The sequence below is a fragment of the Aquibacillus koreensis genome, assembly GCF_025154055.1.
GTDB lineage: Bacteria > Bacillota > Bacilli > Bacillales > Amphibacillaceae > Aquibacillus_C > Aquibacillus_C koreensis.
In genome coordinates, this window is record NZ_JAOALK010000043.1 from 116,382 (window position 1) to 128,454 (window position 12,073).

The 12,073-nt window shown below is 33.2% G+C and carries 10 protein-coding genes and 1 pseudogene; 2 read left to right on the forward strand and 9 right to left on the reverse strand.

The features are described from left to right. Nucleotides 1–222: 222 nt before the first annotated feature. The 9 genes from NYQ66_RS12355 to NYQ66_RS12395 all read right to left on the reverse strand — a co-directional run bounded on the left by NYQ66_RS12355 (nucleotide 223) and on the right by NYQ66_RS12395 (nucleotide 8,832). Nucleotides 223–1,896: a recombinase family protein gene (locus tag NYQ66_RS12355; protein WP_259869933.1), complete on the reverse strand. Its 1,674-nt coding sequence runs from the start codon at nucleotides 1,894–1,896 to the stop codon at nucleotides 223–225. Nucleotides 1,897–2,000: 104 nt separating this feature from the next. Next, entirely contained in the window at nucleotides 2,001–2,693 is a 693-nt protein-coding gene (locus NYQ66_RS12360; protein WP_259869934.1) for a recombinase family protein, read from the reverse strand. Between the two features lie 126 nt (nucleotides 2,694–2,819). Then, a complete protein-coding gene (locus NYQ66_RS12365; protein ID WP_259869935.1) occupies nucleotides 2,820–3,239 on the reverse strand; it encodes a hypothetical protein in 420 nt (139 codons plus the stop codon). Further along, nucleotides 3,236–3,526 carry a hypothetical protein gene (locus NYQ66_RS12370; RefSeq protein WP_259869936.1) on the reverse strand — a complete coding sequence of 97 codons (291 nt, stop codon included), beginning with the start codon at nucleotides 3,524–3,526 and terminating at the stop codon, nucleotides 3,236–3,238. The genes NYQ66_RS12365 and NYQ66_RS12370 overlap by 4 nt, the downstream gene beginning before the upstream one ends. Next, complete coding sequence (locus tag NYQ66_RS12375) at nucleotides 3,523–4,209, reverse strand: hypothetical protein (RefSeq protein WP_259869938.1); 687 nt, start codon at nucleotides 4,207–4,209, stop codon at nucleotides 3,523–3,525. Before NYQ66_RS12375 ends, NYQ66_RS12370 begins: the two co-directional genes overlap by 4 nt. A 65-nt stretch (nucleotides 4,210–4,274) precedes the next feature. After that, nucleotides 4,275–4,622 (reverse strand): hypothetical protein, encoded by a 348-nt coding sequence (locus tag NYQ66_RS12380; protein WP_259869939.1) that lies wholly within the window; start codon nucleotides 4,620–4,622, stop codon nucleotides 4,275–4,277. A gap of 191 nt (nucleotides 4,623–4,813) precedes the next feature. Then, complete coding sequence (locus NYQ66_RS12385; protein ID WP_259869940.1) at nucleotides 4,814–5,104, reverse strand: hypothetical protein; 291 nt, start codon at nucleotides 5,102–5,104, stop codon at nucleotides 4,814–4,816. 59 nt (nucleotides 5,105–5,163) lie between these two features. Next, nucleotides 5,164–5,475, reverse strand: coding sequence for a hypothetical protein (locus tag NYQ66_RS12390; protein ID WP_259869941.1), 312 nt, complete (start codon nucleotides 5,473–5,475; stop codon nucleotides 5,164–5,166). A gap of 705 nt (nucleotides 5,476–6,180) precedes the next feature. After that, entirely contained in the window at nucleotides 6,181–8,832 is a 2,652-nt protein-coding gene (locus tag NYQ66_RS12395) for a hypothetical protein (RefSeq protein WP_259869942.1), read from the reverse strand. A gap of 400 nt (nucleotides 8,833–9,232) precedes the next feature. Between NYQ66_RS12395 and NYQ66_RS12400 the strand changes: the two genes are divergently transcribed. Further along, nucleotides 9,233–10,057: a tyrosine-type recombinase/integrase gene (locus NYQ66_RS12400; protein ID WP_259869943.1), complete on the forward strand. Its 825-nt coding sequence runs from the start codon at nucleotides 9,233–9,235 to the stop codon at nucleotides 10,055–10,057. 1,121 nt (nucleotides 10,058–11,178) lie between these two features. Next, a pseudogene (locus NYQ66_RS12405) lies at nucleotides 11,179–12,073 on the forward strand (IS3 family transposase); the annotation flags it as partial.

Below are 12,073 nucleotides of genomic sequence, written 5' to 3' on the forward strand. Positions count from 1 at the left end.
AGCGGGGTCAGACCACGAATCCTATCTCCTTCATCTGGAAATGGTCAACCTCCCATCTGCTTTATATAGTTATATTATCAAAGGCTATTAGCCGTAATCAAAAAAGTAATTGCTATAGTCGATCGTTATAAAAAGAGTCGTAAGGGTGAGAATCGGAAAAATAAATGCAAATGTAACACCTCACGATTCAATTCTAACCAAACCATTTTTTAATCAATCTTTTTAAACAGCCATTCCCTGTTCTTTCATTTGTACAATCACATTTGTCACCAATATTAGTAAATCATACTCATAATCATCATCACTAAATTCTAATTCATCTGGTAAGTTTCTTTGTCCTCTTTTCAAATTAAACTCTACTGAAGGCGCACCTTGCTTAAAGATTATTTCTACTGATGATTCATTGGTATTAATATCAGTAATAACAATCTCCTCTATATAATACTTCACCAAGTTTTTTATGGTCCCAAAAGAAAATGTCTGCAGGAATTCTATGTTATAAATACTGTCGTCTAGAACTTCGAAAATTTGGCTATAACTAGGTAAATCTCCTTTAAGAAATTTTATATTATTCCTGTGTACCTGATCTTCTAATGTAGAAATTTGTTTATTAATCTTGCTTACCCTTTCTTTATAATCATCAGTAAGAATGTTTACTTTCTGACTTATTTCATCTCTAATTACATTTAAATAAATATTTTTCTCCTTGATTAAATCCTGAATCTTTTTATGAGTAAATCTGTCATTTTCCAAACTAATATTGATTCTTTCCAAAACCTTATCATATTCTCTCCTATAGAGATCCTTAAACACCTCTGGATCAAACACTTCTAAAATAGTTTGTAACACTATAGTTTCAAGTTGAATCTTCCTTACCTTTTTATGAGGACATTTTTTATTACTACACATGTAGTAATAGTAATCCCCATAATTCCGTGTGCTAGATGAAACGTAATAATGACTTCCACAACAACTACACTTGACCAGACCTGTTAATAATTTTTGTCCCTTAGTTGGCTTCTTATCTTCAACTTTATTTTTTACGATCCTTCTTTTAACCCTTTCTTTTTGAACAAGATCAAATGTTTCTCGTGAAATTATTGGGGGATGATTGTTATTAATTACTACCCAATTTTCTTGATCAACCTTTCTCTTTTTTCTATCTCCATTTGGGTTATTTTTTCTTTTTCCATACTCATACTTTCCAGTGTATTTTTCATTTGTTAATATTGTGGCTATCGAACTCTCATTTAGTTTCATTTCTGACTTAGCACGTGCTGATTTTATCTCTTCGGTAATTTGGGTAGGATTCTTGCCATCCATGTAACTATTAAAAATATACCTTACAATCTCTGCCTTCTCCTCAACAATCTCATACTTCCCATTTTCCCTATTTAAACTGTACCCGTACGGGACTTTCCCTCCCATATGTTTTCCCTGCCTTGATTTTAGCATCATTGCGCTTCGAACCACTTCAGCATTTTGCTCACGTTGCAGCTCTGCAACAGAACCAAGAATGTTAATCATAAAGCCTCGGGCCGAACCTGATAGTTCACAAAATGGCTCCATAACAGATAAAAAGTCAATATCAAGTTTATCTAGTATTTTAAGATACTTCTTTAAGTCTGTAAGATTTCTAGAAAATCTACTTAGATTATAAACAATTACAGCATCAATTTCTTTATGATGTTTCTCCAAATGTGCAAACATTAAGTTAAAGTCTGGTCTATTATCATTTCCTCCACTGTAATTTTTGTCAACGAATGTTTCTACTATTTCGTAATTTTTCCGCTCGCAATAACCTTCAATTTCATATATTTGGGCGTCAATACTTATTTTTTCATGGAAATTAGGCCCCATTTCACTAGTTCTACCATAAATAACTGCATTTTTCATAAAAGATTCCTCCCTTTTTTCAGGAAGGGATGTAGTGTGATTATTTTAGTGTGAAGGCACCCTCCTTATAATTTTTTATATGGTAAAATGATTACCTTTTTCTGTTATTCTCCGCTATAATGTGGAAATCTCATAACATTCCCACGGCTTTTCACCTTAATAAAATCTGAATTTATCCTTATTACATCTTTACTAACAGGCTGCATTATAGCGTACCATAAAATACAATCTGAATCTTCTTCGTCAAAAATCTCAGCAAGCACATAAACAAGTTCACCTTCATCGAACCAAACATCGAGACCTGCCACATTTATTCCAAAACTGCCTGTAATTTCTCCAATATGGTAACTGTTCATTTTGTTATCCAGCACAATTCCCCCTTCATTATAAAGAGTGGTAAGGTTTTTTACTTGGCAAACCTCTCCATTCATTTTTAGATTTAAGCATTTAGAATTTAGTACTGAAAGATCAATAAGCGTAATTTCCTTCTCATTAATTATTTTCAAAAAGGAAAGGAGTTCCTCACTATCTCTACTCAATTCATAGAGATGGTGAACAATAATACAATCTGCTTCACCCTTGATAATGTAATCAATAAGCGTACCGCCACCAACTCTCGAAATTAAAGGTGATAAACCGCTAGAACCCCTATCTTCTATAATTTCTTCTATTAATATTCCTTGTTTTGTACAGTAAGTTGCTATATCTTCTTTTCTTAATTGAACAATATCCTCAGTGTTTAATTCTAACGATGCTGTTCTAATATAACCAACTGCTGTTCTTAATGGTTTTAACATTTTTATCATCCTCCCTTTTGATAGAAAGGGATGTGTTATAAAGTAATAGTATCAATGCACCCTTTAAATCTATTTTGTTTGTGTTATCGTTAATTAAATCCGTGACTCTTTATCATTATGTGGCAGCTATCTTTTAAGCTGCCACCCTATGTCTGCTATTTCTTTTTCGAGTTTTTCTCTTAACTTAGGGTCCATAATTGGCCTAAGTTTCTCCCACATAAGTAACTCAACAACTTCAATATTATGTTTTAAAAAAAATGCCCTTAATTGCTCCCATTCCTCTTCCTCTACACAATCCGTTAGATCACTGACCAGAAAGAAGTCAATGTTATTTGAATTCATCTCAACGAAATTCAGCATTTCTTTCCCAGCGTAACCATTTCTAATCGGGTTATGAAACTCATAATCTACAATATCCTCAAACAAATTAAGGAGTTTGATATCATGGACTCTGCAAAAATCTTGAATTTTGTTTTTAGTTCTGTTTACATTATTTTGGTCAGATTGTTCTTTTACTGTCATAACATAAGCAATTGCTTTACTCATTTTGCCACCCTCATTCTTTTCTTGCCTCCAGAAGTCTCCATAACCATTAATTTTCCGAAAGCATAAAGGAGTAATATATCAATGTCATTTCTCCTATCTAAATCATTGTGCATTTGAATTTGTGCAATTCTTGGTTCTTTTGGAGAAGAGCAAACATCCTCATACACCTTAACCAATTCCCACCCATTTTGATCACACACAGTTTTGAAACTTTCCATAACAAATTTGTGGTATGGGTGATTCCTGCTTTCTTGCTTTACACTTACATATCCAATGACTTTTTTCACTTGCCCGCACCCCCAATAATGATTTCAATTAGTTCGTCAATTTGATTGTCTAATGGTCCAACATTATTCCAACGCATTTCCTCTGAATACATTGGCTTATCATGCACAAGAAAAACATCGATACCACGTTCCTGACTGATGAATATGATTAGTTCTTCGGCAGCAAAAGATTCCTTGGTAATAGGGTTTTCTATATCGTCATCGATAAAGAAGAAACCAAGAAATTCTTTATTGTTTTCCTGACAATGATTTTTTACCTCATCACATAATGAGCCAATTAGTTCATTGTCTGATTTCTTGAAGTCAGCCAATACAAAACCCACTGCCTTTTTAATGTTCTTTTTTGTTGATGCCTCGTTTTCCAAATACTCTATTAAGCCTTCCTTATTTATCCCTAGGTTCAGAGTTTGGTCAGTTTCCAGTTCTTCATGAGGTGTTTGATCTTTATCATGAATAATATAGATTTCAACTCCATATTCTCTGCTTGCTAATCTATACATTTCTTCACCTATTTCTTCTGATGGAAAACGATTTTCTAATGGATCTTCTCGAAAAACGAATTCTGTAAAGTATTGTTCCTTTGCCTTACTAAGTTCTAAAATCTCTTTACACTTCTTGAAGATGGTTATTTTATTTGATTTTTCGGGGTCATATATTACTAATCCCATTGCTTTTTTAAACATCGTTCATTACCTCCTTTTAATTAAGGGTAGCTGTTCTCATGAAAGCCACCCTATTAAATACATGATTAAGCGTTCATAATATTGTGGATAAAAAGTTCTTTCGCTACTGCTTCACCTATTTCCATATCCTCCATAAAGACAAAGTCAATTTCGTCAGGTCCATAAATTACATACTTTCCGTAACAAAATATGATTGTCACTTCTGCAGAACTTTTACCATCTTTCATTTCTTGAAGTAGTCTTCTGGATGCCTTTTTAGGGCTAGCATTTTGAGTAACTTTATCTTGATAAACATCGATCAATTCCCAATTTTTTTGTTCACAAATTTCCTTCATACCCTCTATTACTAACTTATTTAATAGACTGTTTGTAATGTCTTTTCGTACTTTTATATATCCAACGGCCTTTTTCATTCAATCTCCCCCTTGTTTAAGTTTGCTATTTTATTTGCTCTTACCAAAGCGCTGGGTAAGAGCAAAATGTTTGATAAGTTTCTTAAAGTTTTTTTCAACTTCCTCTTCACAAGAAATTAACCTTGTGGTACTATATGTGTAACCAAGAAATTATCAATCTGATAATAAGGTTATATAGATACCGCAAATATCTATATAATTTCAAGTTGACCATCTGGTGACATAATCATATAGCGACCTAACGCAAAGTTAATGAGATAGTCACCCTTATTCTTTTTTCTTATAAGTTTACAAAGTTCTTTAGTAGGTTGCGGTTTACTTTCATCAGAAAATCTATCTTCATAGACTTTTACTAGTTTTAAATTTTTATGTTTACAAATTTCCTCAAATCCTTTAAAGATTTGTTGATAATACTCATGATTGCTTTCGGCAAATTCCTTTTCTACTAAAAAGTAACCGAATGCTTTAGTTTGCTTTTTCAAAGCATCTCCTCCTCTTTTATAGTTGTGAATGTGACCCCTCATTTTGTCTCTCTACTTTCTTAACCTTCTTCAATCATTTTTGAGAAATAAGTCTCAATCTCATCGACTTTATCATGTTTCTCTAACCAAGCGTATGTTTGATCATAATTTAGTAGACTAATAGTTTCAATTCCCCATGTTTCGTTTCCGTTAGACTCACTATATTTAGTAAGCGGTCCTCCTTGAGCATGTAAGAAGAATTGCCCTGATATAGTCAAATATAGATCCTCATATAGATGGTTAAAATCAGTAGAAGGTAACTCATTACTATACTCAGCAATTAATTTTGCCTTCTTGGTATCATAAATTTTACCCTTAATAATTTTCCTCATTTTGAACACCTCCTATCTAAAATTTTAATCAACAATTCAACATCATTTTCAAGTTGCTGCTGATTGATAAGAAGTATATTACACCTTTCTTTTGTTTGACAACCCCTGAAAGCGCGCCTAAATTCGTAGATAAAAACATTTTTTTCCATATTAGAAGTATTAATATGTCTTTTTTTAAAATGGATTGCTTATATATCAACCTTCTTTCTGATTTATCAATGTGCCTTTTTCTAATAAATTTTTTTCAAAAAAAATTTTATGAAATTCGTAGATAAAAACATTTTCTTCCATTTTTCCTGTTCATATTGCTAAATTTGCGACATCAATTTCTAGAAGCACCCACCTTAACGATCAATATTAAACATCCATACCGGTCCTCTTAAATCTTAAAAAAGACTATTTTCGCCCTTCTGGGACCATTATGGGCAAATTAAATTAAATGTTAACCCTTTTTGGGCGTCCTCTATTTTATTCTTTTTTTATATGCCTAAGATGATAATAAACCCTTTATGTATAGGGGGGGCTTCTGTGAAAAAAATGATTGCACCCGAAAAAAATGAAAAAAATGAACAATTAGTATTCATTATTAACTGTTTTAATAATCACTAATAGTTTTTATGATTATAATAGTTATAATGAAAATAATGATTGCTACTTATTAAAATGCAGCCAGCTTTTTTGATAAGCTGGCTGCATTTATTTCCCTTACTTCATAAGTTCTATCAATTCCTTTTGTGAAAATGATATGTATTCCGCACCCACCACTGGTAGATTACTTAAAATAAGAACTTTTGCTGGATATCTATTTACTCTCGCTCGTCCAATTGCCTGTAGCAATTGGCTTTCTACAAGGTAGAATTGGACTTCTTTTAACAGAGTGTCACTGCTGTACGTAGTAAAGTAGAATCGTAAACCGTTTCTTTCAACAGGTATGTATTCCATTCTACTTTCCTCTAGACCCATGCGGTAGCCTAAGGCCACACTTATTAATAGATATGCAATTGGATTAAGATGTGGGGTTCCAATTACAGTTATATTCTCCCCTTTTAAATCATCTATTCCCTCGGTATTACCGAAATATATCTCTTCTTTCTTCTCATAATTAAAGAAATCTTTGTATGTAATTACCTCACTGTTTGGGTTATATCGTTTCATAAGGTTTTCAGCCAGCCGCTGTAGCACTTGTTGGTTTTCCTTGATTGTGTATCTACTAAAACTCTTTGATGTCACCTGTAGCATACTACCCTTTGGCTCTACAAATCCTAAATCAACAAACTTTACTTCTTCGCCAAACACTAGTTTAGATATTTGTTCGTTAATAGTGGCGCTTAATATAATTGTCTTTTTACTCGAAGGAAGTTGATTCCTTTGGATAAAGTATATGTAATCTGTATTGTTATTTTTTTTCTTAAGGAAATAATCACAATTTAGAAACCCCAAAACATTTGAACTGATGGTTGATTCCTCTACAATGGTTTGTTCAAGTTCTCTTACCGATGGCAATAAAAACGATGACCGTTCTTGAACTATGTCATATGGTGCGTTCATTATCATATGCTGTAATGTACGGATGACTTCCTTATTCCCTTCATTATCCTGCAACTTTGTAAAAGCAAATACAAGATCAGACACCTTCATATGAGAGATAGGGAATAGATTAGGTATCGGGTCCTCATCAAAAATAACCGTTGAGTTTGAATTATCATTTGTAAAAATGGAGCGCTGATGAGTGGTAAGCAGCAACTCCTCTTTTGCAGATTTCACCTTTTCCAAATCGTTAAGAAACCTAGATATTTCCTCGTTTTCATTCGAAATTTTCCTTAAAAATTTATTGACGGTCTTATATGCACCGATATTATAGAGATGGTCAATTTTATCGGAGAATGGTTCTTCCAACAAAGGTAATTCTGGGACTTTTAGATGCTCAATACTTTTAGCATTTAAACGCTGGGACACTTCTTCTTTCAATTTATGAGTAGGGAACGCAATGCTGAAACTATTTTCTTGTGCGAGGTTAACAATTGCTTCTGTTTTACCCAGACCCGTTGGTGCTTTAATTACATAGACACCTTGGTCCTTATTATACATAATGTCCTCCAAGACCTCTTCTAATTTCTTATATACTTCGTCAACTTCTCGAAATTGAGGTTCTTGCAGTACTTGCACACTTCCCCTTGGCAGTTTACCTTGCTCTATCATATTGTTCGAGTGGATACATTCGTCAGCAAAAGGACAGTAAGTATCGCATCTTGTTGGTGTATAATTCATTTTCTTAATCTGGTTCATCATTAATGACCACTCTTCTTTTTTGTTAAGATAATCCTTTCGGGAGTTAATGATATCTATTACTTTCGATTTTCCTCCCTCAATATTTAACAAATTGGTCATTAGCCCGAACATTTCATGATGATACAACCAATAATCTCCTGAAATCCCTTTCCGATAAAGTTTGCATCTTTTCTTTAGATTTTCAAAAGGAAAGTTTCGTATCAGTTTCACTTCATGTTCACGAAAAAACTTGTGTTCATGTGTAAAACTTTTATCATCTTGAAAAGAATCCCTAGAGAACACCAAGTAATATGAATAATGACTATTTTTTGCACGCGTACTATAGTAATTAATAGTATTGGTGCGGTTTTCTGTCTTAGATATGTACAAAGAATTATTATCGCTAATCGGCAAGTCTTTCTCTTCAGCCTTCTTATAATGAGGATATCCTCTATGAAGTGCCAGTCCTGATGCCTTGCAGAATTTCTTCATTTCCCTTGTTGCATTTGAGCCAGACTTTATCTTGTGTACTACCGCATCTAAAATCTGCGGAACGCTAACAATTCCACGATGGACAAATTCAATTTTCATCCCTCCGAAAAGAATCCTCGCTGCGTCATTAGCATTTTTGTCTGATGAAGGAAACAGGGTTGTTAATGCGGTTTGAATGACATTCCTAACTCGTAAATCCTGAATTTCTTCATCCAAAATAAACACTATGCGAAATTTTTGGTGTTCTTCCGTATGACTAAAAGTTGAATAAATGAAGGTAGGTGTCACTTTCCATTCCGCACTAAGTTTGATTGCCTCACCGATCCGTAATCCTGAATCTATATCCAATGCGAAGACCTGCTGACTTTTCCAACTTTGATTTAACCTCTGCCCATCACTAAATAGAGCCGGTGTAAAAGATCTAGCATTTGGAACTGTTACACTATTCATTAATTCCTCAATGGATAAGTTAACAGAGTTACTGGCAATCCTTTCTGAAATCTGCATGACCTCATTCTTTTTTGGTTTTTTATTAAAACCCACTTGATCCAAACAAACACTAATTTTTTCTTCTAAAATATTTTTCTCTTTAACCATCGTATCCCTCCTCTCTATAAGGAGGAGTATGGTATTTTTGTTAGTAGTCTAATGAAATTCTCTGATTTTTCTTCTTTATCAACTCCTCTTAACAATTAATTCAATGGTTACAGCTACATATTATGTGACCTAAAATTCCTTTTCAAATTTTTAGCGTAAGTATTTCATGATATATGTTTACATTTTAAAGGACTTTGGACTCTAAAATTGAATCATGATGATGAAAAACCCTTAAAAACCTTACTAAAGAAAGGAAAGGAGAATGTCGTAGAAAAACGTCGTGGAATTACTATTCCACGTAATAAAAGACTTGATTTTGATTATTTTCAATATCCAAATCGGCTATTAACTCAAGAAAATTTTGTCGTGGAATAAATTAACCTAAAAACGAGGTGATTCTGTGTTAGACACATATCTTCAAGAAGGACTAAGGGGAAAATCCCAACAAACGATAAAAACTTATACTTTCTGCCTATATCAATTCAGCACATGGCTAGATGGTGCTGGCACAAGTTTAGAAGATTACTCTCGAACTGATGTGCAACAATATGTAGATTATCTTGTCAGCAAGAGATATGCAGCTACCACGATCAACAAACATTGGAGTTCGATAAAACATTTTAGTCGATGGGCTAAAAAAGAAGAAAACATTGAGGACATATCTGTAATCTCTCCACCCAATCTGTTAAATGAAGCACCGAAATCGCTTAACCGGAATGAAGTGAACAAGATCATTCGTGAGATTGATCGTTCTGGAAACGTTAGAGACTTTGCAATTGCTCAGGTACTAATAAACACTGGAATGCGATTAAATGAATTAGTACACCTTGATTGTAGAGACATAGAAATTACTGACCGAAAAGGGTCCGTAACCATAAGGTACGGAAAAGGTAATAAAGAACGGAAAATTCCTTTATCTCCTGAGACTAGGAGAGCTCTCCAAAAATATTTAGAATTTCGTGAGGACCAGCATGGGGCATTGTTTCTTTCAAACAGGAATAAACGAATTTCTGAACGAACTGTTCAACATATTTTCCAAAAATATGATATTAATGTACATGCTTTCAGACACACATTCATTACAAAACTTGTAAGAAATGGGGAGGACTTTAGCGTTGTCCAAGCATTATCTGGCCACGCAAATGCAGATATGGTTATGCGGTATGCTGCTCCTAATGAAGAAGATAAAACGGAGGCAGTTACAAAATTATGGTTGACGGATTAATTACAACACTTAAATATTATGATCACATTCCTTAGTATAAAAGAGCTACTTTAATTGTAGCTCTTTCCTTTGATTACAGCCAAAAGAATATACCATCTGTGCTATGTTTTTTACCAGCAGTTGCCACGAAATACACCAAAGGCTATCACCCTGTTTACCAATAGAAGAACGACAACGATTTTAAAATAATAAAGCCTAACTTCTAGTAAAGGAGGATTAGGCTTTGGTCTTCCGCAACTCATGCCAATTGTGTAATAACATTTTTTATTGAACAGTACAACCATACTGTTCAGCAAATCACTCTGAACTTCTTCTACAATCGCCCTATGGAAGTTTGAATTCGTTATATTTATTAATTAATCCAGCTACTATAGACTTATGGGAAACAAAGAATGTCATAAAGTATATACTTTTCAAGTCTATATACTTAACTTTCATCCTACTCTGTCAAATGGCATTTTTAATAGATGCACTCCAATTGTAAACCTATTCCGTATAAACATTCATTGATTGCTATGGTATTTTACTGATTACTGCTAATTCATAAATTTTTTCATCTAAAAATTTAATTGAGGATACTTCACAACATTATACTTACTGTATAAATTATGTACCTGCTTGTTTTTACATTTACTAGTAAATTAACCACTATTGTATGATTATTGATCTAATGATATAACTATATTTAAGTAATCTTTTAACTGGGGGAAAAATGAAGTGGGGAAGTTATTAGGTAATAGTATTCTGCATCGCTTTATTTTAAGTAATCGTTTTTTCTTATTCTTAATCATTCTGTTATTAATTGGAATAAATATCCTAGTTTATCAAGAAATTTCTTTCATATTTACTCCTATAGAGGTATTATTTAAAACTGTTTTATTACCTATTATGATGGCAACTGTTTGTTATTATTTAATTAGTCCATTAATTAATTACTTAGAAAGATATAACATCAAAAGAGTATATTCTATAACCTTTATATTTTTACTTATTATCGGAGTATTTTCTATCATTATTATCTCCGTAATACCTTTGTTATGATGCTAGAATAGTTTCATGGACACACCTTAGTTAAGTTTCTATAGATTTGTTACACTATATAGAAGAAAGGTTGTGTCCGTATGGGAAACAAAAATACAGGCAAAAAATATAATGAAGATTTTAAAAAAATGATAGTAGATCTTTATAATTCTGGAAGTTCAGCTAAAGACTTAAGCAGCGAATATGGCGTATCTGAAGTAACTATTTATGCATGGATTAAGAAGTTCTCTCCGATTAAAACAGAAGATGGTGACACTGTTACAGCTGATGAAATTGCTAAGATGAAAAAGCAAATGCTTAAGCTGCAGGAGGAGAATGACATTTTAAAAAAGGCTATGGCCATATTCGCGAAGAAGTAACACTTGCTGAACTAACCACTGTCATCGATGCTCATAAAGATGATCACTCTGTTAAACAAATGTGTGATGTTTTAGGTGTGTCCAAAAGCACGTACTATCAAACGAAAAAGCATGTGGAGTCTAATCGTGATCGTGAAAATAGAGAAATAACTGAGCGTATAAAGGATATTCATGCAGAAAGTAAACAGCGTTATGGAGCACATAAAATCTATGAATCTCTAAAAAAAGAAGGCTATAACGTAAGTATCAAGCGTGTACAGCGCCTAATGAAAAAGGCTGGTATCCGTTCTATCATTGTTAAGAAATTTAGACCTACACCAAGCAAAGAAACAGTAATTGAAAGAGACAATATATTAAAACAAGACTTTAACACCACAAATATAAATCAAAAGTGGGTTGGAGACATTACGTACATTAACACGTTAAGAGATGGTTGGTGTTACTTAGCTTCTGTGATGGATTTACACACGAAGAAGATTATTGGTTATGCTTTCTCACGCTCGATGACAACAGAATTAGTATTAAAGGCTTTGGACAATGCTTATATCACACAACAACCCAATGATGGAGTAGTGTTTCACTCTGACTTGGGATCACAATATACCAGTGAAGATTT

Coding starts and splice junctions, on each gene's coding strand:
- NYQ66_RS12360 (WP_259869934.1), bottom strand. CDS start 2,693: ATGTTAAAACCATTAAGAACAGCAGTTGGTTATATTAGAACAGCATCG.
- NYQ66_RS12380 (WP_259869939.1), bottom strand. CDS start 4,622: ATGAAAAAGGCCGTTGGATATATAAAAGTACGAAAAGACATTACAAAC.
- NYQ66_RS12390 (WP_259869941.1), bottom strand. CDS start 5,475: ATGAGGAAAATTATTAAGGGTAAAATTTATGATACCAAGAAGGCAAAA.
- NYQ66_RS12375 (WP_259869938.1), bottom strand. CDS start 4,209: ATGTTTAAAAAAGCAATGGGATTAGTAATATATGACCCCGAAAAATCA.
- NYQ66_RS12365 (WP_259869935.1), bottom strand. CDS start 3,239: ATGAGTAAAGCAATTGCTTATGTTATGACAGTAAAAGAACAATCTGAC.
- NYQ66_RS12395 (WP_259869942.1), bottom strand. CDS start 8,832: ATGGTTAAAGAGAAAAATATTTTAGAAGAAAAAATTAGTGTTTGTTTG.
- NYQ66_RS12355 (WP_259869933.1), bottom strand. CDS start 1,896: ATGAAAAATGCAGTTATTTATGGTAGAACTAGTGAAATGGGGCCTAAT.